Origin of the sequence: Pantoea sp. Morm (assembly GCF_016643525.1) — a bacterium.
In the GTDB taxonomy this organism is placed as follows: domain Bacteria; phylum Pseudomonadota; class Gammaproteobacteria; order Enterobacterales; family Enterobacteriaceae; genus Pantoea; species Pantoea dispersa.
Window position 1 is genome coordinate 32,003 of record NZ_VOQX01000028.1, and the last position, 25,430, is coordinate 57,432.

The 25,430-nt window shown below is 56.6% G+C and carries 12 protein-coding genes and 2 pseudogenes; 7 read left to right on the forward strand and 7 right to left on the reverse strand.

What is annotated here, in order from left to right; all coding sequences use genetic code 11:
* Positions 1–4: 4 nt before the first annotated feature.
* From FT726_RS12005 to FT726_RS12020, 4 genes are read right to left on the reverse strand one after another with little or no spacing between them, the layout of a single operon-like run.
* Positions 5–925, reverse strand: coding sequence for a carbohydrate ABC transporter permease (locus tag FT726_RS12005; RefSeq protein ID WP_132463025.1), 921 nt, complete (start codon positions 923–925; stop codon positions 5–7).
* Positions 926–949: 24 nt separating this feature from the next.
* Positions 950–2,221: a sugar ABC transporter substrate-binding protein gene (locus tag FT726_RS12010; protein WP_288421638.1), complete on the reverse strand. Its 1,272-nt coding sequence runs from the start codon at positions 2,219–2,221 to the stop codon at positions 950–952.
* A 21-nt stretch (positions 2,222–2,242) separates the two neighbouring features.
* Positions 2,243–3,409 (reverse strand): PLP-dependent transferase, encoded by a 1,167-nt coding sequence (locus tag FT726_RS12015; protein ID WP_288421644.1) that lies wholly within the window; start codon positions 3,407–3,409, stop codon positions 2,243–2,245.
* Complete coding sequence (locus FT726_RS12020; protein ID WP_346302838.1) at positions 3,396–4,106, reverse strand: FadR/GntR family transcriptional regulator; 711 nt, start codon at positions 4,104–4,106, stop codon at positions 3,396–3,398. The genes FT726_RS12015 and FT726_RS12020 overlap by 14 nt, the downstream gene beginning before the upstream one ends.
* Positions 4,107–4,710: 604 nt before the next feature.
* Between FT726_RS12020 and FT726_RS12025 the strand changes: the two are divergent.
* From FT726_RS12025 to FT726_RS12045, 6 genes and pseudogenes are all read left to right on the forward strand, one after another.
* Positions 4,711–6,376 (forward strand): annotated as a pseudogene (locus FT726_RS12025) (ShlB/FhaC/HecB family hemolysin secretion/activation protein).
* Positions 6,377–6,388: 12 nt separating this feature from the next.
* A complete protein-coding gene (locus FT726_RS12030) occupies positions 6,389–15,892 on the forward strand; it encodes a hemagglutinin repeat-containing protein (RefSeq protein WP_346302839.1) in 9,504 nt (3,167 codons plus the stop codon).
* Positions 15,886–15,987 (forward strand): annotated as a pseudogene (locus FT726_RS27640) (hypothetical protein); the annotation flags it as partial. The gene FT726_RS12030 and the pseudogene FT726_RS27640, both read left to right, overlap by 7 nt.
* Before the next feature lie 36 nt (positions 15,988–16,023).
* Positions 16,024–16,272 (forward strand): hypothetical protein, encoded by a 249-nt coding sequence (locus tag FT726_RS12035; protein WP_288421651.1) that lies wholly within the window; start codon positions 16,024–16,026, stop codon positions 16,270–16,272.
* A 752-nt stretch (positions 16,273–17,024) separates the two neighbouring features.
* Positions 17,025–19,007, forward strand: coding sequence for an autotransporter outer membrane beta-barrel domain-containing protein (locus tag FT726_RS12040; protein WP_407075067.1), 1,983 nt, complete (start codon positions 17,025–17,027; stop codon positions 19,005–19,007).
* Between the two features lie 341 nt (positions 19,008–19,348).
* Positions 19,349–21,208, forward strand: a complete 1,860-nt coding sequence (locus tag FT726_RS12045) for a hypothetical protein (RefSeq protein WP_282996336.1) — start codon at positions 19,349–19,351, stop codon at positions 21,206–21,208.
* Between the two features lie 40 nt (positions 21,209–21,248).
* Here the strand turns inward: FT726_RS12045 and FT726_RS12050 are convergent, their stop codons facing one another.
* Positions 21,249–22,541, reverse strand: a complete 1,293-nt coding sequence (locus FT726_RS12050) for a glycoside hydrolase family 10 protein (RefSeq protein ID WP_346302842.1) — start codon at positions 22,539–22,541, stop codon at positions 21,249–21,251.
* Positions 22,542–22,713: 172 nt separating this feature from the next.
* On the opposite strand from FT726_RS12050, the gene FT726_RS12055 reads away from it, so the two are divergent.
* Positions 22,714–23,034 carry a hypothetical protein gene (locus FT726_RS12055; RefSeq protein ID WP_021312978.1) on the forward strand — a complete coding sequence of 107 codons (321 nt, stop codon included), beginning with the start codon at positions 22,714–22,716 and terminating at the stop codon, positions 23,032–23,034.
* 31 nt (positions 23,035–23,065) lie between these two features.
* Here FT726_RS12055 and gabP read toward each other — a convergent pair whose 3' ends face one another.
* Together gabP and FT726_RS12065 are read right to left on the reverse strand one after the other, a co-directional pair.
* Positions 23,066–24,463: a GABA permease gene (gene gabP / locus FT726_RS12060; RefSeq protein WP_021509088.1), complete on the reverse strand. Its 1,398-nt coding sequence runs from the start codon at positions 24,461–24,463 to the stop codon at positions 23,066–23,068.
* Positions 24,464–24,568: 105 nt separating this feature from the next.
* A partial coding sequence (locus tag FT726_RS12065) for an aminotransferase class III-fold pyridoxal phosphate-dependent enzyme (RefSeq protein WP_346302840.1) occupies positions 24,569–25,430 on the reverse strand: 862 nt, incomplete at its 5' end.

Here is a 25,430-nt window from a genome sequence, read left to right on the forward strand (position 1 = left end):
CTCCTTACTTAAGTAACTGATGGCGGATGCGCAGCAGTACCAGCGCATAGCAGGTCATCAGCAGTAACAGACACACCGCCATCGCCGAGGCATAACCAAAATCCAGTTTGCGATAAGCGGTGGTGAAGATGTAACTGGAAAGAATCGAGGTTGAACCGGCCGGACCGCCGTCGGTCATCACCACGATCAAATCGGCAAAGTTAGCGATCCAGATGGTACGCAGCATCACGGTAATGGCGATCATCGGGGCGAGAAACGGCAGGGTGACACGGCGAAACTGCTGCCAGCCGCTGGCACCGTCAATGGCTGCTGCTTCATACAAATCTTTGGGAATCGACTGCAGTGCCGCCAGTAGAGTGATGGCAAAAAACGGGATGCCAAACCAGACGTTAGCAATCACCGGCCCCCACATCGCCAGTTGCGGATCGGAAAGAATATTGTAAGGTTCGCTGAGAATGCCCACGTCGCTGAGCCACTGTGGCAGCGGACCTACAACCGGGTTGAGCAGCCAGGACCAGGTCAGGCCGGAAAGAAACGCCGGCACCGCCCACGGTAAAAACACCAGCGCCTGCACCCAGCGGCGAAAGCGAAACTCGCGGTTAAGCAGCAGCGCCAGCGCGAGGCCGAAAAAGAACTGCAGCAGCAGTGAACTCAGCGTCCAGTTAAGGGTATGGCCGAGCGCGCGAAAGAAGCGGCGATCGTCGAGCATCTGCGCAAAGTTCGCCCAGCCAACCCAGCCGCTCTCCAGCGGATTGAGCAGGTTCATGCTCTGAAAAGCGTAAGAAATGCCGATCGCCATCGGCACGAAGATGAACAGGGCGATCAGCAACAGGCCCGGTGACAGATACCACCATGGCTCCGCAAGCCGGGTCCAGCGCCAGCGGCGGCGCGCCGGGCTGGCAGGAAGAGAGATTTCAGGCGTCATTTCAGGGCTCCGGTTTACGCGGGATTACTGGCTGGCGAGCCAGGCTTTTTGCTCTTTACTCAGATAGCTGGCCCAGTCCTGCACCATATCTTTGGTGTCGTTTTCGCTCAGTAACGTCTCCTGGCTGCTCTCTTTCACGATCACCGAATTGAAATAGCCCCAGCCTTTAAGGTGGGTCGGCATGGTGAGCGGCACATAATTTGGATCGTTCAGCTCCTTAAACCAGCCGGCAAACTGCGGCGTCTGATAGAACGGGTCCTGTTCCGCACCTTTATAGATGGGTAGCGTGCCGACAAACTTCGCCCATGCCAGATTGTTGGTTTTATTACTGAGGAAGGTAATCAGCGGCCAGGCGATATCGTTTTGTTTACCCTGTTTGAACATCGCCCAGCCGGTATAGCCGATGGTCGGGAAGGCTTTACCGGACGGTCCGACCGGCATGGGCGCCACAGCAAAATCCTCAGCCGCCATGCTATTTTTAATCGCGATCAGCGCGTCCGGATCCTGATCGAGCATCGCGCATTTGCCGGAATAAAAGCCCGAGACAATCTCGTTAAAGCCCCAGTTCACGCTGTCTTTAGGCGCGCCACCTTGCTGGTACAAATCAACCAGCAGTTGTGCCCCCTTTATCGCCCCCGGCTGGGTTAAGGTACTGTTGCCGTCTTTATCAAAGAAGGCAGGCGAACCGTTCATTGCCGCCATAAACATCATCCACGCATTGGTTCCCCCGACACCGCCGCGCATGCAGTAGCCGCTGATACCGTTACCTGACTGACTAATACGCTTCGCGTCGCTGGCAAACTCGTCCATTGTTTTTGGCGGTTCACTCAGTCCTGCCTGCTTAAACAGCTTTTTATTCCAGAACAGCGCTCGCAGATAAAAACCGTACGGTACCATGGTGGCTTTGCCGTTCGCGGCACGCGCCATTGCCAGCGTTTTGTCCGTCAGCTGGGCGCTTTCAGGCCAGCTTTTCAGGCGGGGTTCAAGATCTTCCAGCATATTGTTGCTGGCGTATAAGCCTTGCCAGGTATCGGGCATCTCCACCACATCCGGTACCTGTCCGCTCTGTAACATGGTGCCCAGTTTTTCAAATGCCTGACCCCACGGCAGCGAAATCAGCTCAATCTCGGTCCCAGGATGCTGCGTCTTGTATTCGTCGAGCATTTTTTGCAGAAGCGCGGTACGTGGCGGGCTGGTAATAACTTCCACCACGGTGAGTTTGGCGGCGAGGCTGCAAAAGGCGCTGCCTAAACCCACGGCGAGTACCAGGGCTTTCAGGGCGAAACGTGTTGTCATGGCTGGTTCTCCGGAGCGTGATTAACGGTGAGTGGCGGCAGCAAGTGCCTGATTTAGATCGGTCCAAAGATCGTCGGTCTCTTCGAGGCCAACAGAGATACGGATCAGGCGCGGCGAGACACCAAAATCCTGGGCTGAATTAAATTCACTGGCCTGATTAATGACCGAAATCGCCGGCATCACCAGGCTCTCGAAACCTCCCCAGCTGACGCCCATGTGAAACAGTTGCAGGGCGTTGCAGAATTGCGGTATGTCGACCTGTTCGGTCACGGCAAAGGAAAACAGCCCGCTGTAACCGCGCAGCGTGGACCATTCAGGGGGATTGAGCCCGGGATGGCAAACCGCGCTGACCTGCGGATGGTCGCGCAGCTTTTCCGCCAGCTGCAGGGCGCTTTGCTGATGTTGCTTCATGCGCAGCGGCAGCGTGCGCAGGCCACGCATCAGCAAAGACGCTTCGTTCGCAGACAGTTTGCCGCCAAGGAACGGACTAATGTGACGGGCAATGTTGTTGATGTGCTGGTGGCTGGCAATCACCAGGCCGGCCACTACATCGCTGTGGCCGCTGATGTACTTCGAGGCGGAGTGCACCACGATGTCGATACCACACAGCAGCGGCTGCTGGAAAATGGGCGAAGCCCAGCTGTTATCAATCAACGTGACGACGCCCGCATCGCGCGCCAGCGTGGCCAGCTGGCGCAGGTTCTGTTCACTCATCACCCAACTGGAGGGACTTTCCAGATAGAGCAGGTTGGCACCGGGCAGCGCGGCGGCCATCGCCGCTTCATCGTCGCCATCAACAAACTGCGTCGTGATGCCGAAACGCTGACAAAAGCCGCGCAAAAAGCGGTAAGTATCGGGATAGACATGATTGACGCAAACCACTTTCGCGCCTGGCTGAACCACACTCAAAATCGCGTTGCTGATGGCGGCCATGCCGCTGGCAAAGGCGAGGCAGGCGTCACCGCCTTCCAGCGCGGCAACTTTATCCTGTAGCGCTTTAACCGTCGGATTATCAACGCGGGAATAGAGCGGCTGGTCGCTCTCACCGCGAAAGCGGGCGATCATGCTGTCGTAATCGCTGAAGGTAAACAGCGAAGACTGATAAATCGGTGGCGTTACGGCGCCCTGTTCGTGGCGCTGGTCGTGGGTCAGCAGTGTTTGTTGCGCAATAGGTTTAGCGTTTGGCATGGATCACGTCCTTCATGTCGCGTTCGGTGATATCAAGAATCTGGTGGTAAAGGGCGCGCGCGGCCTGGCTGTCGCGGGCGCGGATGGCGTTAAACAGTTCACGGTGCAGGGGAAACGAGTCTGAAAACAGCGCCTGCTCCGGCGGGGATTCGAAAAAGGCGTGCAGCGTGTCGTAGACGCCGTTAAGCATCTGCAACAGCAGCGGATTACCGGCGGCGCGGTAAATGCTGGTGTGGAAAGCCCAATCCTCCGGCCCGGCGGAACCGATAGCCAGGTGCACACGCTCCATCTCTTCCAGCCTCCGTTCGATTTCCAGCAGGTCGTCGGCGCTGGCGCGCTGCGCGGCCAGCACGCAGGACTCGGACTCAATGATGCGGCGCACTTCCAGCGCATGAAGCATGTTGGCGGAGTCGTTTTTAAAGCGCAGAGAGAGAAAGCTGTCATGCAGACCGACCTCCGCCTGCAGAAAGGTGCCGCTGCCTTTTTTGCGCACAATGATGCCAAGTGCTTCCCAGCGCTTGAGCGCCTCGCGCACCGTATTACGGCTGACGCCCAGTTTCTCCGCCAGCTCGCGCTCCGGCGGCAGGCGACTGCCCGGCTGCGCGCCGGCATGCGCCATGTAGCGCGTGAGCGCATCAAGAATCAGCGTATCGCTGCGCGTCGGAATAATGGGATGGAGTTCAGCCGGGTCATGCATCGCTTTGCCTTAATTGGTCCAACATCTCTACCAAAGGCCTAGCAACCCGCATGCCAGAATCATGAAGCTTTGATTCAGCAGGAGATTTGATGCCGTAATAAGCGCAGATTATGAGATCTGCTGGTGCAAAACCCGCCAGAGTGCACCGTGGTGTGGCGGTGCGGTGGTCATTTTTTGATTAACCGGGGTGTGAATTCAGCAGATGCAGTGGCACAGCGGCAACGCTCAGCCAGCAAAACCGTTAGCCATGACGTTAAGGTAAAAGAAGAGCGTTGTGACCGGTTAAATGACCCGGCACTGCGGCGTCAGCGCAGATTGCCGTGGCGCTTATCAATACGGCACTGATTTATCGCTGACATGATCTCATATCATTCGGTCTGCTTATGCGGGGGTCATGCCGCCATCGCTTTGTGTTAATGAATCAAAATCTCCTGCTAATTTTCTGTTGTCTATTTGTGTTAAGGAGAACTGTTTTTTTCGCGTAATTAAAACTTTGCGAAATTTATTGTCTTTTAATATTAAGCGGAACTGTCTGATTGTTTAGGTGATATTCTGCGCACAGAAGCTTACAAAACCTTTACAATTAATTTTACTTAAGTCTTTGATGATGGCAAAAATAAGGATATTGCTGGCGCTGTCTATTATTATAGCGTCAGGCCAGATTATCGCTGCCCCTTTGACACCCGGCGACCGCGATTATCTGCAAAACCAACAACAGCAGCGACTGGAGCAGGATCAGCAGCAGCGCGATGCACTGTGGCATGCTGTGGCACCGCTGAATGCGCCGGACGCCTCCCCGGCGGGCCCCGGCCCCTGTTTTCCGATCCAGCATATCCGTCTGCAGCACGTCACGCTGATATCCGATCGTCAGCAACAGGCGCTGACGGCACCTTATATCAATCGCTGTCTGAATTTGAGTGAAATTAATGCGCTGGTACATGCGGTCTCTTACTGGTATATGCAACGTGGTTACATTACCAGCCGGGCGTTTTTAGCCGAACAGGATCTGTCGCATGGGCAGTTAATTATTCCGGTGCTGGAAGGAAAACTTTTCGCTATTCGCCTCGACGGGGCGCAGCCGGCGATGTTAAAGATGGTTTTTCCTCATATTGAAGGAAAAATACTTAACCTGCGCGATATTGAGCAGGGTATGGAGCAAATTAATCGCCTGCGCCGCACCCCGGTACAGATTGAAATTCAGCCTGCGCCGCAGCCCGGTTATTCAGTGGTGAACCTGACGACAGCGGCAGAATTTCCGCTCAGCGCCGCGCTGGGATTTGATAATAGCGGACAAAAAAGCACCGGTGTCGGTCAGTTAACCGCATCGCTGACCGGCAACAACCTGTTAGGGCTGGCGGATCGCTGGTTTATCAGCGGTGGTCGTAGCAGCGCATTCAGCGAGTGGCGTGACGCGCAGAATGTGCAGGCGGGTGTCAGCGTGCCGTATGGCTACGGCCTGCTCGACTACAGCTATAGCTGGAGCAGTTATCACAGTCATTTTGATAACAATGGTTTCACCTGGCTGAGTAACGGCGACAATATTGCGCATCGCCTGAATGGTTCATGGGTGCTGTTTCGCAACGGTGAAATCAAAACCAGTTTGCAGCTCGGCCTGAATCACTACACCAGTCACAACTATCTCAACAATACTCTGTTGCAGAGTAGCAGTCGCAAAATCACCAGTACCCAGATCGGATTCAATCATACGCAAAAGGTGTTCGGTGGCGTGGCAACGCTCAACCCAACCTTTAGCCGCGGCATGCCGTGGTTTGATGCGGAAGGTGATGCCGACAAAAGCGGGGACTTACCGCGGGCGCAGTTTCGCAAGTGGAGCCTGAGCGGCAGCTTTCAGCGACCAGTTTCGGACAAGTTATGGTGGCTCAGCAGCGTATACGGCCAGTGGTCACCGGAACGGTTATACGGCAGCGAACGCCTGACGCTCGGCGGCGAAAGCTCAGTCAGGGGGTTTCAAAGAACAATACCTGTCAGGCGACGCGGGTGGCTATTTGCGTAATGAACTGGATTACACCCTGTTCACCTTGCCGTTGGTCGGTGACGTCAGCGCCCTGGCGGCGGTGGACGGCGGCTGGCTGAAGAGCGATGCGCAAAACCGCGAGTCTGTGGGCACGATATGGGGCAGCGCAGTGGGGATCAGCACCCGCAGCCGATTCTTTTATACCCAATACACGGTCGGTTTCCCGCTTAGTTATCCCGGCTATCTGCAACCGGATCACGTTAGCATTTATGCCCGGGTCGGGCTGGTTTTTTAAGAGGCAATGATTATGGATGATCGTCAACCGGTTTCCCCGTTTCGTCGCGCGCTGAGCTACTTCATTTGTTATCTGGTGGCGGTACAGCCACTGCTGCCGGTTGTGGCCGCGGAAATTACCCCGGTTACGCCGGGCACGCGCATGGATGCCGCGGGTAACGGCGTGCCGGTGGTCAATATCGCCACGCCGAATCAGGCAGGTGTTTCCCATAACCAGTACCAGCAGTACAACGTCGGGCAGCAGGGGCTGATTCTCAATAATGCCAGCGGGCAACTTACCCAGACCCAACTGGGCGGACTGATCCAGAATAACCCTAACCTGCAAGCCGGGCACGAAGCCCGGGCGATCATCAATGAAGTAGTGGGAGCTAATCGTTCGCAGTTGCAGGGCTATACCGAAGTCGCGGGTAAAGCCGCGAATGTGATCGTGGCCAACCCTTACGGCATAACCTGTAACGGCTGTGGCTTTATTAATACGCCCAACGTCACGCTCACTACCGGAAAACCACAGCTGGATGCCAGCGGCAATCTTGCCGCGCTGGAAGTCACTAAAGGCGACGTGACGGTTGAGGGCAAAGGGCTCGATGGCAGCCGCGCTGATGCGGTATCGCTCATTGCGCGCGCCACCAAAATTAATGCGGATATTCATGCCAGCGATCTCGCTATCACGGCGGGTGCCAACCGCGTTGCGCAGGACGGCTCGGTTACGCCAATCGCCGGAGAAGGGCCAGTGCCGTCGGTGGCGGTCGATACCGGTGCGCTTGGCGGCATGTACGCTAACCGGATTCATCTGGTGTCGAGCGACAAAGGCGTCGGGGTCAACATTGGTAATCTACTGGCCAACCAGGGCGATATCACGTTAAACGCGAATGGCACCCTGACTCTGGGGAATGCCAGCACCAGCGGCAAGCTGCTCGCGAATGCCCGCGATATGCAGCTGCAGGGGACGCAACAGGCGACCGGTGACGTAGCGCTGAACAGCCAGGGCAATGTGCAGCTGCGTAACAATAAACTGACCAGCGGCGGTAATCTGCGCCTGGCAGCAAGCGACGTCACGGCAGATCAAAACAGCACCGTTGCAGCTAACGGTGACATCAGTGTGACGTCGCAGACGCTGATGAATAACGGCCTGATTCAGGCGCAGAAAAACCAGACTATTACGGCAAATACCTTACGCAACCAGGGACGCTTACAGTCGGCAGGCGGGCAAACGCTCAGCACCGCATCGCTGGACAATCAGGGATTGATCGGGTCTTCGCGTGCGCTGCATATCAGTGCCACGCAGCAGGCGCTGAATGGCGCAACGGGGACGTTACTCGCCGGTGAAGAGCTGGACTTAGCGGGTGGCGATTTCACCCTGAACGGTTCTGTAAGCGGTAAAAACGGCCTGACGCTAAGCAGCACCTCATTGCAAACCGCAGCAGACGCCCGGCTTAGCAGCCAGCGCAACATCAATCTCAGCGCCCGTCAGCAAATACTGCAAGGCGAGATTGCCAGCGGGGGTAGCCTGATGTTGAACGGCGATACCCTCACGCTTGGCAGCACAGGCAGACTGCACGGTGACGGTGACGTCTCACTGACGGCCAGCCAGCAGGCTACGATCGGTGGTCAGCTGGACGGAGATAATGTTCAGCTGAGCGGCGGTGCCTTGCACCTGAGCAAAACCGGAATGCTCACGGCTCAGCAGGACCTTAGCCTGACCAGCGCACAGCAGCAGCTGGATGGACAAAGCCGTGCGGGTGGCAATGTCACTTTACGTGCAGACCGCCTCAACGCTCTCAGTGAGGGCAAGCTATCCGCCGGTAATGACATTGCATTACAGGTTAATGATCAAAGCCAGTGGGCTGGCACGCTGATTGCCGGACGCGAGCTGGCTTTCAGTGCAACGGACTTCGTCAATAGCGGTACGCTGGCGGCGAATGGTAATACGCACTTTAGTTTTGATCATCTGACCAACGCGGGTCTGCTGCAATCGCTCGGCCAGCAAACGCTTTCTGGCCGCGTATTAACAAATAACGGTACGGCACAATCTGGCGCCGGGCAGCGGCTGGATGTCGGCCAGCTGGATAACAACGGTCTGCTGGGCGCGCAGGGCGATTTAACGCTGAATGCGGATCAGTTTACCGCTGGCGATGGCAGTAACACCCTGACAGACGGCGCTCTGCGGGTGCACTCCAGCCAGGCTGACCTCGGTGGAACGCTGAGCGCGAAGCACAACCTCGATTTCCAGACTGAAAAACTGACGACCCGCGCAGGTTCGTTACAGACCAGTGCGCAAAATATTCAGCTCAATGGGCAAAATATTGAGCTGAACGGCACGCTTTCCGCCGACCAGGCGCTGACACTGAATTCGCAACAGTTAAGCAGTGGTGACAACGCGCGCACGCAGGGCAAAAGCGCCATCGCGCTCAACGTTGCCGATCAGGCCGATCTGGCTGGCCAGTGGTTTACACCCGGCCAGCTGACTTTGCAGGCGGATACGCTCAACAACCAGGCGCAGACCGGCGCGCAGGATCTGACCATTGCCGCAGACATTATCAATAACGCGGGCGCGCTGAGCGCGAATAATCGCCTGGATCTGACCGCTGGAACATTACAGCAGCAGGGCTCTCTTAACGCGCTGGGCGCGATGGCGATCCGCAGCGATGCGTGGCGCAACCAGGGGCAAACCTCTGCGCGAATGCTGGATATCAGCGTGAAAAACACGCTCGATAATGCGCTTGCGGGCTCACTGCTGGCCTCAGATGCGTTGACGCTGAACACTTCCGCGCTGAGCAATGCAGGTAACCTCAGTGGACAAACCCTCGAACTTGATACCGAACAACTGACTAACAGTGGGCTGATGCAGGGCAATCAATCGGTCACGCTGCGCAGTGATGCGCTCAATAACCTGCAATCCGGGCAAATTCTGTCAGGCGGTGCGCTGAAAGTGGACGCTGACAGCACACAAAATGCCGGACGTTTGCAGGGCAGCTCGCTGCAACTGCGCGGCAATACGCTGAATAACAGCGGTATCGCCCTCGGCAGCAAAGGGCTTGATGTTGCGTTGCAGCAAACGCTGGACAACGCAGGTAGCCTGCTGTCGGATAGCGCCGCTACGCTGCAAAGCCGCGAGTTTAATAACAGTGGCAAGCTGTTGAGTGGTGAACAACTTTCGCTGACAGGCTCGCAGTTGCGTAACCAGGGTCAGATGCAGGGCGATACGCTGGCGATTCAGGCGAACAGTGTAAGCAACAGCGGCAATCTGATCGGTTTAAAATCCCTGGTGTTGCAATTACAGCAGGATCTGACCGATGCCCAGTCGGGCCGGTTACTGACTCAGGGCGCGTTGAACGTGAATGCGCAACGTATCAACCAGCAGGGCAGCTGGCAGGCGAACAGCATTGATGCCCGTGCCAGCCAGATTGATGTCAATGGCAGCATCCAGTCCGCAGCGCGCACCAGTCTTACGGCAACCGGCAATCTGCACACGCTGGCGCAGGGTAATATCGTTTCCAGTGGTCTGGCGGCCATTCAGGCGGCGAGCCTGAATAATGAAGGCAAATGGTCGGCAAAAAATCTGCAGCTGCAGGGCAATTCGCTGCTTAATCAGGGAAGTGCTACAGCAACAGACGAGCTGACGGCTAACCTCAGCGGACAGTTGCAGCAGCTAAAAGGCGCTGCTTTGCTGAGCGCGGGAACCAGCACCCTGAAAGCGGGCTCGATTGATAGTGCCGGTGATATCGAAGCTAAAAATCTGGTGATAAACAGCGGCAACCTGACTAACCGTGGTCAGCTGTATGCCCAGCAGAACCTGAATGGCGACGTTGAACAGGCGATTGCGAATCAGGGCGGGGTTCTGCGCAGCCAGGGTGTTCTGCAACTCAACGCGCAATCTTTACTAAACCAGGGACAGATTCAGGGCGATGGCATTACGACGATAACGCTAAGCGACAGCCTGAATAACACAGGAAGATTGCTTACCGGTGGTCCATTGACACTGTCGGCACCGACGGTACTGAATAGCGGCCTGGTGCAGGCGCAGGGGCTGGCTTACAGTGGTAACAACCTGGTGAACAGCGGGACTTTTACCGGTCTGGGTGATAGCCAGGTGAATGCCAGCCAGATGACCAATCAGGGACAGCTGCAGGGCGATAATTTACAGGTGCGCGGCGGTGTGTTGCACAACAGCGGTAGCGTATTCGCCAGCCGTGCGCTGGCCCTGACCTTACAGAATGCTGATAACCAGGCAACCGGCAAACTCTATAGCGCAGGCGATCTGACCCTCAATACGCCGGTGCTGAATGCGGCTGGCAGCCTGCTGGCGCTGGGCAACATGACCCTGCAACTGGGATCGGGGTTCACGCAGAGCGGCACGCTGGCAGCGGGTAAAGCGCTGAATCTCAGTACGCAAGGCGATCTCACCGTTCTGGGGACGCTGCAAGGCAACAGCCTGCAACTCAGCAGCAATAATTTCATCAATAATGGTCAGCTACGCAGCGGCAGCGGCGCGTTGAACGTCGATGCCAGCAACATGACGCTCAATGATAGCGGAAGCGTCCAGGCCGGCGGAGATATGCGTCTCACCAGTCGCGGCCAGTTAGTGAATTATGGCTTCGTCGGGACAGCAGGGAATTTGCTGATGACAGCAGGAAGCCGGATAGAAAACCGTGCGCTGCTGTATGCCGGAAATAATATGCAACTGCTGGCCAGCAGCATTCAAAATAATCGTGGCGATATCCTGGCGAATAATAGCCTGTGGCTGCAGCGCGATGCGGCGGGTAACGCCAGCGATGAAGTGATCAATACCTCAGGCAATATTGAAACCTCGCTCGGAGATATCACCATCCGTACCGGGCATCTGCTGAATCAGCGTGAGGGGATGAATACCTCTGTAACTTCAGCGTCCGCTACGAATGCCCCCGCCGGATTGGGACAAGCCACCATGAAAGTGAAGCTTGGTCAGCTTGATGACGATGAGATCGGCGTTTATCACGGCATGCATGGTTATCAGACGGGGGGAAGTAATGGTAAAGGAAACGGCCACACCGAATACCGGCCTTACACCACGCTGGCACCGAAACTTAGTACGGCGGTTCGCAAGTTTCTCGTAAGTTCTACCACCGTCACGGCCAGCGCGACTGACGGTGCAGGGCGAATCGCTGCCAACCGGAATCTGGTAGTGACAGCCGATGCCCTCGACAATCAAGCCAGTAATTTACTCGCCGGTCAGGATATCGTGCTCACCGGCAACAATCTGAATAATCAGTCCTGGGAAAACAGTATTCAAAGCCAGTATCTGGTCTACAAATATGGCAATCCTAATACGGGACGGATTGATACTAACCTTTACGGCGAAGAAGATACTGCACCTTCGATCATTGCTGATTTACGTAACGGGAATTCACATGGTGTGAAATACGAGAGTGGCCTGGGCTCCGAGGTGGTTTATACCCTGCAGGGCGCACCCGTTTATGAAACCAGCCAGACGGAAGAAGGTCTGCGTGCCGTGATTCAGGCTGGCGGCAACGTCAGCGCCCGTTTTACGAATAACCTGAGCAATACGGATACCGTGGCTAACGCTGGCAGCATGGTGCATGCCATTAGCAAACCGGGTATTGCTGGAACTGCGCCACTGCAATCCGTGGGTGGTGTGCAGAACCAGCAGCTTGCCGCCGGGCAAACTATCGCCGTCGGGTCTCCGCAGTGGAAGGATGCGCTGACAGGCGCACTACAACAGATAGGTAATCAGGGCGCGGCGTTAACTGATTATCCACTGCCTGCCGGTAACAACGGCCTGTTTGTCGCCAGTAAAGATCCTGCCAGTCCCTACCTGATTACCACTAACCCACAGCTGGCAGAGGTCGGTAAAACCGACGGCAGCCTGTTTGATGGCCTCAATGCGTTTCTCAGGAACCCGACTTCCGGGGCAGTTCAACAATCGGCTCAGGCGGTAACGCAACCGGCGCTGAGCAGCAGCCCTCGAGTCGAAACGGCGGCAATCTATACCGACAAAGATAAATTCCTCGGTTCTGCCTATCTGCTGAATCGTCTTCAACTTACACCCGATAAGGATTATAAATTCCTCGGTGATGCCGCGTTCGATACCCGCTACGTAAGTAACGCCATATTGAGCCAGACCGGGCATCGCTATGTGGCTGGTACCGGCTCCGATCTGCAGCAGATGCAATACCTGATGGACAGCGCGGCCCGGCAACAGGCGGGCCTGGGCCTGCAACTGGGGGTTAGCCTTTCGCCGGAACAGGTGGCGGCCCTGACCACGAGTATTGTGTGGTGGGAAAAAACCACGGTTAATGGTCAAACCGTGCTGGCTCCGAAACTCTATCTGGCGCCAGGCGACAGTGAGATCGCGGCAGGTAGCGTGATTGCTGGTCAGGCGGTGAAACTGGATGCCGGGCAGATCAATAACGACGGTAGTACTATCAAAGCCGAGACGCTGCTGTCAGCCAACAGCAATAGCTCACTGAATAACCTGCACGCTGGTTTACTGGCTTCGGGCGGCGATCTGCAACTGAATGCGATTGGCGATATTAATAATATCGGTGCATCGATTTCGGCCGAAACCGTTTCGCTCGCATCGGCGGCGGGAAACATCAATAACGTTACGCAGGCTCAGCAGTGGAGCAGCCTGGTGCTTAAAGGCATCAAAAATGCGCCCGAGTTAAGCTTCAGTGATACCCAGTTAGGGGATGTGGCCAGTATCTCAGCCAGCAAAAATGCCAGCCTCAGCGCGGGTGGCAACATCAATAACACGGGTGCGACGCTCGCTGCTGGCGGTGATTTACAGCTGGGTGCGCGGGGCGATATCAATATCGCCGCCAATGCGCTGCATACCGATCGCCTTAATAAAAATAGCAGCGCGGTGGTGACCTCCAGCCAGGACGGTAGCGTAAGCGCGGGTGGCGATCTCACCGCGCGTGCCGGTCACGACCTGAATCTAAGCGGCAGCACACTGGTGTCAAAAGGCGATACGACGCTGGCCGCCGCAAATGATATCAATCTGAATGCGCTGGATAACAGTAGCCATCAGACGCAGGGCAATAGCAAAAACGACAGCATTAACGCTACGCGCAGTACCATCCAGAGCAGCGGAAATTTAGCGTTGAGCGCCGGTCGCGATATTAACTCGCAGGCAGCGCAGCTGATGGCCGATCTAAACGCTTCCCTGAGCGCAGGGCGCAATCTGAACCTGAATGCCCAGCAGAGTCGCGTATACAGCGAGAGCCGGGGCGGCAAAAAAGTGACGATCAACGAGCAGGTTCGTCAAACCGGCAGCGAAATCAGCAGTGGCGGTAATATCGCGCTGGCAGCAGGGAATGACATCAACAGCGCAGCCAGTGAGATTACGGCAAAACAGGATATCGCCGCGCAAGCCGGGCATGATATTAACCTCACTACGGCCACCGAAAGCGATTATAACTATCGCGAAGAGACGAAAACCAAAAAAGGTCTGCTCAGCAAGAAGACCACCCACACCATTCAGGAAGACAGCGCTACGCATGAAAAAGGCACGTTGCTCAGTGGCAACAATATCTCCGTGAGCGCGGGTCACGATCTGCTGGTAAAAGGATCGCAGGTCGCGGGTGATGATAACGTGGCGCTCAGCGCCGGTAACAATGTCGGGATCTCGGCCGCCACCAACACGGAGTCGAGCTGGCGCTTCTCCGAGACGAAAAAAAGCGGCCTGATGGGAACCGGTGGGCTGGGTATCAGCATCGGCAGCAGTAAGTCGCTGCACGATCTGAAGGAAAAAGGCACGACGCAAAGCCAGAGTGTCAGTACCGTTGGCAGCACCGGCGGGAACGTTTCAATCACCGCAGGCCAGCAGTTGCAGGTGCAGGGGGCGGATTTGATTGCTGGCGGCAACATGGCCCTGAAAGGTGACAGCGTAGCAATCACGCCTGGCCACGATGTACGTTCGCGCGACGAACGTTTTGAGCAGCGTACCAGTGGACTGACGCTGGCGCTTTCAGGCGCAGTAGCCGAGGCGGTGAACAGTGCTGTTTCTGCCGCACAGTCCGCCAAAAAAGAGAGCGATGGCCGTCTGGCCGCATTACAGGCAACCAAAGCGGTGCTTTCCGGTGTTCAGGCGAACCAGGCAAGCCAGCTTGCGCAGGCCAATGGCGATCCTAACAATGGTGTTGGCATCAGTATTTCGCTGACCACTCAAAAATCAAAATCTCAGCAGCATCAGGAGTCCGACGCCGTCAGCGGTTCTACGCTGAATGCCGGGAAAAACCTCAGTATTGATGCCACCGGTAAAGGCAATAGTGCCAACAGCGGTGATTTGCTGATTGCCGGTAGTCAGCTCAAGGCTGGTGGTGATACGTCACTGCACGCAGCGAACGATATCAACCTGACGGGCGCAGCAAGCACGCAACAAACCAGCGGTAAAAACAGCAGCAGCGGTGGCGGTATCGGGCTAAGTTTCGGCGTGGGCAGTGGCAGCGCAGGACTGAGTATTTTCGCCAGCGTTAACGGGGCGAAAGGCCATGAAAAGGGGAATGGCACCGCCTGGAGCGAAACCACCCTCGACAGCGGCGGTGCTGTCGACATCCGTAGCGGTCGTGACACCACTTTGACTGGCGCTCTGGTTAACGGTAACAGCGTGACTGCTGACATTGGTCGCAACCTGTCTATTACCAGCCTGCAGGATAGCGATAACTATGATTCGAAGCAGATCAGTTTTGGTGCCGGCGGCAGTTTCACTTTTGGCTCGATGACCGGTTCCGGTTATATCAACGCCAGCCAGGATAAAATGCACAGCAATTACGACAGTGTGCTGGAGCAAAGCGGCATTTATGCCGGTCAGGGCGGGTTTGATATTACCGTTGGCAGTCACACCCAGCTCAATGGTGCGGTGATAGCCAGCCAGGCTGACGCGGATAAAAACCATCTTGATACCGGTACGCTGGGCTTCACGGACCTGCATAATCAGGCAGATTATAAAACCCAGCACCAGGGGATTGGCCTCAGTTCGGCGGGCAACTTCAGCGGCCAGTTCAAAGGGAACATGGCCGCCAGTATGCTGGCGGGCGCAGGCAGCAGTGGCCACGCAGAGGGAACCACGCAGTCAGCCGTTGCCCAGGGAACGATAGTGGTGCGCGACCAGGCAAATCAGCAGCAGGATGTTGCTGCACTTAGCCGCGACACCGAGCACGCTAATGACAGCATCAGCCCGATTTTCGACAAAGAGAAGGAGCAGAAACGCCTGCAGACGGCTCAGCTGATCGGTGAAATAGGCAGCCAGGTTGCTGATATCGCCCGGACGCAGGGGCAGATTGAGGCGACGGAAGCAGGTAAGAAGGAACTGGCAAAAAACAACATAAACCAGCCGGATGCCGACGCTCCTGCGGCTAAAAAGAAAGCGTATCAGGAAGCGCTGGAAAACAGCAGTGATTATAAGAAGGCCATGGCACTCTGGGGCACCGGCAGCGATATCCAGAAGGGGATTCAGGCGGCGACTGCGGCGATTCAGGGTTTGGCGGGTGGCAATCTGGCGCTCAGGCAGGGATGAATGCGGTGGAGAATAACTCGCTGAGTGATATTGCGCAGGCACAATCTGAAGGTAAGACACTGGAGCAAAAAGCCGGGGAGCCCAAAAATTTTTGATGAATTAGGCATCAAAAACATAGAGGTGAAAATTCAATGAATAGTTATGCTCGCCTGGTAAAGATAATAGCTGACATGGCTATTTTTCTGGAGTTCTCTGATGAAGAATCTTTGAATCCTGATATTGCAGTGGGAATGATGGAAAGTATTGCGGCTGAACTACAACTTTTAAGTCTTGATGATAAAAAGAAAGTAGAAAATACTTTTGATCTGGTATCAAAAGAATATCAAGGAGATCGTGCAGTCTATATTAAAGAACTTCCTAAATCACTTGGCTTGATATAATTGTATGGTAATCATTCCCGCCCATAGCTGGCGGGATTTTTTTGCCTTGAATCCCTCCAACAGAAGGCAGATGTGTTTTTGGAGCACCGCCATAATCGGCACTCCAAAAGCGATCCTGTCAGGGCGCAGCCCCGACACCCGAAAAAAATGCCTTACAAATACGCGAGCAACGCTGTTTGTGAGCGGCAAAAATATCCCCACAAATCATCTGACCTGGCGTAGTGATCACCTCGATCTTCTGTCCGGCAGCAAATCCCAATCCGATCAACCAGTGGCCTTATAGAGTAATGAAGGATGAAGGTTTGTGCTCCAGGGGATCGCGGATATTTACAGATGCGTGCTCAGCAAAGATGCATAATCAGCTTACTCAGATGCGGCAGAAAAACCCGTTATTCGGGTAAATTCTGTTCCTGGTTCGGGTGCTATTGAAAGCTTTCCAGCAGCGCTGTCGGCGCTGAATTATCTGGCTGCAACAATCGAAATTATTACGGCTACAGTTAACGCCGCCGCTTCGTCACTCAAAGCACCGTTCCTCACGCTGCGGTTACCAGTCCGCAATCCCTGACGTGCCGATCCACCCCGCAAATTTCTGCTCTCTGCCTGGTAAAGGCGCGCCTGCCTGACTACACCTTAAGCATCCTTGTTATCACTATCATTTCCGCTGCTTAAGCGGTTTTCAGCCTGCGTGACGGCATCCTGACGCGCCGGCAACTTTAGCGGTCAGACATGATTTCTGACCTGATTCGGAGTGAATGATGAAGAGTCGCAAACTGACGCGATCGGCAGTCGCGTTTGCCACATTGAGTTGCCTGTATGTGCCGTTCAACGCTCTGGCGTGGGATAACCTGACGGTATTCGGCGATAGCCTGAGCGATGGCGGTAATGTCGGGCGTTTTACTTATGATGGCGCCCAGCATCCGCTGTATGACGAGATTCTTGCTGCACAGCTTGGGCAAACGCTGCAGCCGTCGTCGCGCGGTGGCAGCAACTATGCACAGGGCGGCGGCGTTACCGTGCCGGCGCTGGATGCCAGCCTCAATACGCAAGACCAGCTGGCTGCTTATCTGCAATCCACCGGCGGACGCGCAGATAGCAACGGACTGTACATTCACTGGGTGGGCGCTAACGATATCGCGGCGGCGGTGACCAATCCGCTTACCGCGCGCGAGACCATCAGCAACAGCGCCAGCGCGGCGGTGTCACAAATCAAAACCCTGCTGGATGCCGGCGCGGGGGCGGTGATCGTGCCAAACGTGCCGCAGCTTGGCTCCACGCCTTTCATGGTGCAGGCGGTGCTGAGTGTGCTGGGCCCGGCGGCGCAGTCGGCGATGGTCGCGGCGTTTGCCTCGCTGGACAGCCATGCCACGCCCGACGTGGCTGCGCGCCAGCAGGCGGTGCGCGACGCATTCGATCAGGCCGCCGCACAGGTATCGACCATCCCGGCGCTGCGTGCCGCGCTGGCGCAGCAGCTGTTTTCGGCCTGGCAGGTGCTCAGCGAGCAGGTGACGGCCCTCTCCGATGGCTATAACCAGCAGGAAGAGGCCGGGCTGGTGGCGCTGAATGGCAACATTGTGCGTGCCGACATCGCCGGCCTGTTCAACGAGGTAATTGCCAATCCGCAACGCTATGGCCTGAGCAATACGCTGGGGATGGCCTGTCCGGTCGGCACCTCTGCCGCCGAATGCACCTCATCAACGCCCGGTTTCAGCAACGCGCAGGCCTATCTGTTTGCCGACCGGCTGCATCCCAGCCCGGCGGTACATGCCATGATCGCCGACTACATTCAATCGATCCTCGACGCACCTGCGCAGGTGGCGGCACTGGCACGGGCGCCGCTGATGCTGTCGCGGGATATGCAGAACACCCTCGACGGCCATTTACAGCAGCAGCGTCAGCAGCCGGCCAGCGCCGGTCAGGTTAGCGTGTTCGGCGGCTATGCCGGTCAGCATATTGATTATCGCGGCGATAGCCTGCTCAACGGTGACGCCAATACCGGCAGCCTGACGCTGGGATTAGGCTATCATTTCACCGATAACTGGCAGGCAGGTCTGCTGTTGTCGAGCACCGCGCAGCACCAGCATCCGTCGGCGCACTACGACTACAAGCTGCGCGGCAATTTGCTGGCGCTGTATAGCCAGCTGACGCTGCTGGAGCAGGGCTGGATCAATGCGGATGTGCACTATGCCGATCTCGATTTTGACAGCATCGAACGTCGCATCAATATCGGCCCGGCAACGCGCATCGAACAGGGCAGTAGCAGCGGAAAAATGCTCGGGCTACGGGTGCAAACCGGCTGGGATCTGCCGATAGGCGAACACCTTTCTACCGGTCCGGTTGCCAGCTACGCACTGGATTATGTGCGGGCAGGGGGCTACAGCGAAAACGGCGACAGCAGTACCGCCATGCGTTTTTCCGATCAAACCCTGCATTCGCAAATCGGCGCGCTTGGCTGGCGTATCGACAGCAAACAGTGGCCGGTGAATCCGTGGGCGCAGCTCAGTTATAACCACCAGTTTGGCGATACGCAGAACGCGGTGCGCGCCGGGCTGAAGTCAACGCAGACCGGCTTTGTACGCAGCGTCAACGCCGGTGATAAAAACTGGCTGGATATGTCGCTGGGGGCCAGCGTGCCGCTGGGTGAAACGGTCAACGCCTTTGCCGGGGTTTCCGCGGTCGGTGGCAACAGCGCCTATCATCAGCTGAGCTGGAATATTGGCCTGAACGCGACATTTTGACGGCGACGCGCCAGTCGAAAATTTTTACTGGCGCGTTATCTCGCGTAAAAAATTAAACTGATGATCGCGGGAAATATTTCGATAATTCAAGCCATTCTTCTTCGTAAGTCAAATTAATCAGGACGCTCGTACCGGCGATTACCACAATTATTCTGCGATAAATCTGTAAAACGTAATTTTGTCGCTTCGCTTTCCTTCCGGAATCATATCGTTATTCTGTTCCGGCAAATCACCCCGCTGAAAAGCTCCCGTATAACCTGGCACAGGTCAATATATTAATTTTCAATCACTTATACTGCTGATGCTCTGTGGTATTACGTTAATAATTTATGGGGAACACCATGGCGAATACATCTGGCACCACCAGCACTACCACACCATCTGCCACCGGGACGGTGATTCAATTACATACCATTGACGATTTACGTAAACAGGAACCTGTTTCGATTGGCGAAATTGCGTCGGTGCTGGAATACAGCCGTGGCAGTCGGATGGGCGGCGGCGTGTTTGTCTACGATGCCACCGACAACAGCACGCCCGATGACGGCGGGCTGAATTTCGTGACGTCCGGTAAAAAGCGCTGGAAAAGAGTGGTCCTCGATTATAGCGCGGTCACGGTGGTGGATTTTGGCGCGATAGCTGATGGCACCACCGATTGTATTGATGCGGTAATCCGCATGTTTAAATGGTCGCAGCGTGTATTACCCTCCGCGGGCATTCGCTTTACTGCCGGTGAGTTCAGCCTGTCCGGCTTTGATTTAGCGGAAGTGCTGGGCAGCGACAGAGAGATTAACCGCTTTAAAATTTCCGGCGCGCCGGTCAACTTCGGTTATTTCCCCACCACCACGCTGAAATTTAACTGGGGACCGAAACCGCGCAAAACTCATTTCTTTAGCGTGCGCGCACGCTATGTGGAGATCTCCGGCTTTGTGGTGAAAGGCATGAGTTCTGACAGCGGCGAAGACGGCGGCACGGCGTTTAATAATGTCGGCTTCTTTACCAACAGTATTATCGGTGGCCAGTTTCTGCGCGTCAGCAGTATGGAGTTTCGCTACCTCGGCGGGCGGGCGCTGGAACTGATTGATACGCTGGACTGTAAAATCGACCAGTTTTATTCACGTGGCTGTCAGGGCAGTATTGTCTATGCGCGCTGGTCCGATCGGGAAAAAGGCGCCTGGGATCATTCGACCGCGATTGAACTCTCCAACTTTAATTTGCAGCGCAGCACCAGACAGCCGGTATTCGATCTGCCGCGCTGTACGCAATCGTTTATTCGTAATGGCTGGATCGAGCACTCCGAATTCGCCGGCGATCTCACCAATGGTCAGTGGACGATTGAAGGGCTGGTGATTGAATCGACGCAAAATCCCATGAAGATGGGTTATTGCCGCGCGATGATTATCCAGAAAAGCGTGCACCGCGATAGCGCGGGCTTTGACTTCAGCAAAGAGGGTATTGAGCCATGGACGCTGCTGGCGGAAGGCGATCGTGGCGTGATGGAGATTTCCGATCTTGGCGCGATCATTCAGGGATCGCTGAGTTATGACTTCACCACCTCGCAGCATCACATGGATAACCGTGGCAAAGACGCGAAATGGTTTTACGTCGGCGAATTTAATTTTTCCGACGCTACCTCACAAATTCACGTTCGCATTCTCGGTAGCGCGCAGTATGTTTCCCAGTCGGAAACGCAAACCGATTACAGCTACCGGACACCGGAAGGCGTGGCGCATATTTATCTGCAGGCGCGCAATGACGATAACACCATTGGTAGCTGGTACAGCGAAGGTTCCTCACCCGTAATTAAGGTGCATATCGAGGGCAAGGGAGCGCGCACCAAACTGTACGTTAAAATTCCGGCCTATACCGGCTTCTCAATTGCGCTGGTGGAAACTAACGGGCGCGATCGCTATCAGTCCGGTCAGTGTTTTATTTTCCGCAAAAGTTTTACCGCATGCAGTGCGGAAGAAGCCACGGCACTGGACAACCAGCCGGTCGTCACCTTTGAACAGCACTGGGTGGGCAATAAAGATGTCGGCTTTGGCTACAACAATAACAAAGAACTGCTGCTGCGTGGGCCATTTTTTGAACGGCAGGAGCAGGATGCCGCGGGGAAGTGGATCACCCGTCGTTTCCTGAAAGTCCGCGTGAACGGCGTGCCGCGGAGTATTGAATTACTCGATCCGGATAACCCGCGCTAACGCTTCAGGCCAGCAGAGGAAGACTGCTGGCCTGAATCAATCATTTTCCCCAGCGCTGACGTAAATATTCGACCGCCTGCTGCGTCTGCGGCTGATTAAGATAATCTTCGCGAAACAGAATGGTGCCGTCGATGTGCGGCAGCGATTCATTCAGATCGAGCTGTTTTTTCAGCTCGGGAACGCCGCCCTGAACTGTCCAGTCCGGCTCACTTTTCGAGGCTTCACCCACCTTATACAGCGCCACGCCAATGTACAGCCGGGTGTGGGTTGGCTGTACCACATTGGCCCACCAGCGCGCCAGGACGTCATAGCGCGCAGCCTGGCGGGCAAACGGCCAGTAGAGCTGCGGCGCGATGTAATCCAGCAGCCCAAGCTGCACCCAGCGGCGCGTGTCGGCATAGGCTTCATCATAAGCCGCCGCACCGCGCGTATCGGAGCCGGCCGCATCGTGCGACAGATTGCGCCAGACACCCGCCGGGCTGACGCCGAACTCAACGCCAGGCTTGAGCTGTTTAATCGTGCGGGAAACCTGTTCGATCAGTAGCTGGGTATTGTGCCGCCGCCAGTCCGCTTTGCTGGCAAAGCCCGCGCCGTACTGGCGAAAGGTGGCGCTGTCATTGAGCGGCGATGTCGCGGTTTCGGTGTAGAAATAGTCATCGAACTGAACGCCATCAATGGCGTAGTTTGACACCACTTCCGCCACGATGCTGGTGATCCAGTCGCGCGCCGCCGGAATGCCCGGATCGAGCACGAAGCGGTCGCTGGCGGTGCGGATCCAGTCGCGATGCAGCACAAACACGCTGGCCGGCTGCAGCTGGAGCGTGTTGTTTAACGCCGTCACGGTGGCAGGTTTGGTATTGGTCGACACGCGATAAGGATTAAACCACGCATGCACCTTCATACCGCGTTTGTGCGCCTCGTCGAGGATAAATTGCAGCGGATCGTAACCCGGATCCTGCCCGATGTTGCCGGTCAGGGTATCGGACCATGGCAGGATACGCGATCGCCACAGCGCGGTGCCATCGGGCTTCACCTGGAAAAACACCGTGTTGATCCCCAGGCTGTGCAGCTTATCCAGTTTGGCCGTCAGCGCCTGCTGCTGCTGGCGAATACGCAGCGCCGGGCTGGCTGTGACGGAGGATATCGGCGGCCAGTCGAGGCGCGACACCGTAGTGAGCCAGACGCCGCGCACTGGTTCAGTCTGCGCTGCGGGTTTGGCCGGAACAGAAGGTTTGGTCGGCGACGGAAACGGGGTGACCAGCGATTTTGGCGGCTCCGAGGCACAGCTGGCCAGCAACAGCACGGCAGACAGCAGACGGGCGACGCGTTTAATGTGGGTAACAGAGAGGTAACGCGCTGAACAGGCTATGATAAACTCCGTTTCTTGTAGTCCGTTATTCGCAGGCGTTCATTCTCTGATCCTCAGACATAATGTCAAGACATTGGCTAAGATGAATGCCGCCGCGGCGCTGTCGCGCGTCCCGCATCTTACAGGAGTTCTCACTATGCAATACGAAGACCTTTATCGCCGCATTGGCCAGATCATTTTTAGCTGTGGCCCCGACGGCGCGCAGGTGCTGGTGGTGCAGGCGGAGCTGTTTGCCGATGAGGAGGGCGGGCAGTTTCAGTTTAACTACCTTGATGAAAACGGCGAACCGGACTGGTTCGAGCCGGACGCGCGCGCGATTGGCGATCTCAGTGCCGCGCTGAAAGACTTTCAGCAATACTTTATCGAACATGAGATGACTGAAGGGCAGCCGGTGTGGACGCACTGCACCGTGACGATTAACGTGGCGGAAGAGTCAATCAGTATTGATGTGCAGTAACGGCGGGCTTCCGTGCCCGTCATGGCGAGCGTTACGAACGCAGCGCTACCATCTCCTCGCTGTTTTTACGCGCCGCGCGCTTGCGGTGCACAATCTGGCTGGCGACCAGCACCAGCAGCGTTAACAGCCCGGTGGCGATAATTTCGGAACGATGCTGCGCATTGAACAGCATTGACGTCAGTACGCCGACAATGAACACCATGGTGGCCCACGTCAGACCCGGGAACAGCCACATGCGATAGCTGAGCTGCTCGCCGCGCGCCTCGCGTTTTTTCCGCAGCACCAGATGCGAAGCGGCAATGACCAGATAAACCAGCAGCGCGATCGCACCGGAACTGGCCAGCAGGAACTCAAACACCGCGCTTGGCGCCAGATAGTTGGCGATCACCGCCAGAAATGCTGCGGCGGTAGACATCAGTACTGCGACCCACGGCGTGCCGCTGCGCGTGGTGCGCGAGGCCGCCGCTGGCGCATCCTGACGACGCGACAGGGAATAGAGCATGCGCGACGCGGTATAAAGCGCAGAATTAAGACAGCTGCATACCGCGATCAGCACCACCACATCGACAATCTGCCGGGCATACGGCACGTTCATCATCTCCATCGCCGTCTGGTAAGACCCGGCTTTCATCAGCGACGGCGTATTCCACGGCACCAGCGCCACCACCAGAAAGATCGACAGCAGATAAAACAGCGCGATACGCCAGATCACCGAGTTGGTGGCGTGGGTGATTTGCTTGCGCGGTTCGTTAGATTCGGCGGCGGCAATGGTGACGATTTCCGTGCCCATGAAAGAGAACATGGTGGTAAGAATGGCGGCGAGCACGGCACTGATACCGTTAGGCATGAAGCCGTGAGTGTCGTACAGGTGTGAAATACCCTGCGTGCTGCTGCCGGGCAGCAGGCCAAACAGCGCCAGGCTGCCGGCACAAAGAAAGGCGACGATAGCCACCACTTTCAGCAGCGCGAACCAGAACTCAAACTCACCGTAGTTTTTCACGCTGAACAGGTTGCTGATGGTCAGGAAGCTGGTGATCGCCAGCGTGTATTCCCACACCGCCACCTGCGGGAACCAGCCGTGCAGAATGGTGCCGGCGGCGTTGGCCTCCAGCGGGATCACCAGTACCCAGAACCACCAGTAAAGCCAGCCGATGGTAAAGCCGGCCCAGCGGCCAAGAGACTTGTCGGCGTAAGTGGAGAAGGAACCGGAGTCCGGTGAGGCGACCGCCATCTCCGCCAGCATGCGCATAATCAGCACCACCAGCGCGCCGGCGGCGATATAGGCCAGCAGCACCGCCGGTCCGGCTTCGGCAATCGCATGGCCGGAACCGACGAACAGCCCGGCGCCAATCACACCGGCAATCGACAGCATGCGCACGTGGCGGGGTTTCAGGCTTTGTGCCAGTACATCGGCATTCTGAGCAGTCATCAATATCTCTCCAGATCGTCTCTCAGGCAGGGCAGACCCCCGCCTGTTATGCAGGTGAAACTTGCCTGCGCGCGGCAGGCAAGCGATCGGACAATGGGTGGAACGCTAAGGCTGGCTGAGCAGGCTGTCGAGAATATCCAGCGCCTGGCGGAACTGGGCATCCGGAATGGTGAGCGGATAGAGGAAGCGGATCACGTTGCCCTGCGGGCCACAGGTCAGCAGCAGCAGACCGCGCGCCATCGCCTGTTGCTGTAGCGCCTGCGCCTGCTGCGCGCTGGCAAACTCCACCGCTACCATTGAGCCCAGCGCACGCACGTCGGTAATCGACGCGTTAGCGCGGCGCGCGCGGTGCAGCAGTTCGCTCAGCGTCGCGCCCAGTTCGCTGGCGCGCTGGCACAGCTGTTCTTCGTCGATGACATCCAGCACCGCATGCGCGGCGGCAATCGACAGCGGATTGCCGGCGTAAGTACCGCCCAGCCCGCCCGGACCGGGCGCATCCATGATGTCAGCACGACCGCTCACCGCCGACAGCGGCATGCCGCCCGCCAGGCTTTTCGCCATGGTGATAAGATCGGGCTGCACGCTGTAGTGGTCCATGGCGAACAGCTTGCCGGTGCGGCCAAATCCGCTCTGTACCTCATCGGCAATCAGCAGAATGCCGTGCTCATCGGCCAGCGCGCGCAGCTGCGTAAGAAATTCTGCCGGCGCGATGTGGAAACCACCTTCGCCCTGTACCGGTTCCAGCACAATGGCGGCCACATCCTGCGGCGCGATGTCGTGGCTGAACAGGTCGTGCAGGCTGGCGATAGCGTCCTCAACGCTGATGCCGGTCACCGCGTTAGGGTAGCGGGCGTGAAACACCGAGGCCGGCATCGGGCCAAAATCGCGCTTATAGGGGGCCACTTTGCCGGTCATCGCCATGGTCATGAAGGTGCGGCCGTGAAAGGCGTTACCGAAGGTGATGATG

Excerpts from the sequence above, each read along its gene's own strand:
- FT726_RS12015 (WP_288421644.1), bottom strand. The coding sequence starts at position 3,409 with ATGCCAAACGCTAAACCTATTGCGCAACAAACACTGCTGACCCACGAC.
- FT726_RS12055 (WP_021312978.1), top strand. The coding sequence starts at position 22,714 with ATGCAATACGAAGACCTTTATCGCCGCATTGGCCAGATCATTTTTAGC.
- gabP (WP_021509088.1), bottom strand. The coding sequence starts at position 24,463 with ATGACTGCTCAGAATGCCGATGTACTGGCACAAAGCCTGAAACCCCGC.
- FT726_RS12045 (WP_282996336.1), top strand. The coding sequence starts at position 19,349 with ATGGCGAATACATCTGGCACCACCAGCACTACCACACCATCTGCCACC.
- FT726_RS12005 (WP_132463025.1), bottom strand. The coding sequence starts at position 925 with ATGACGCCTGAAATCTCTCTTCCTGCCAGCCCGGCGCGCCGCCGCTGG.
- FT726_RS12035 (WP_288421651.1), top strand. The coding sequence starts at position 16,024 with ATGAATAGTTATGCTCGCCTGGTAAAGATAATAGCTGACATGGCTATT.
- FT726_RS12040 (WP_407075067.1), top strand. The coding sequence starts at position 17,025 with ATGATGAAGAGTCGCAAACTGACGCGATCGGCAGTCGCGTTTGCCACA.
- FT726_RS12020 (WP_346302838.1), bottom strand. The coding sequence starts at position 4,106 with ATGCATGACCCGGCTGAACTCCATCCCATTATTCCGACGCGCAGCGAT.
- FT726_RS12010 (WP_288421638.1), bottom strand. The coding sequence starts at position 2,221 with ATGACAACACGTTTCGCCCTGAAAGCCCTGGTACTCGCCGTGGGTTTA.
- FT726_RS12030 (WP_346302839.1), top strand. The coding sequence starts at position 6,389 with ATGGATGATCGTCAACCGGTTTCCCCGTTTCGTCGCGCGCTGAGCTAC.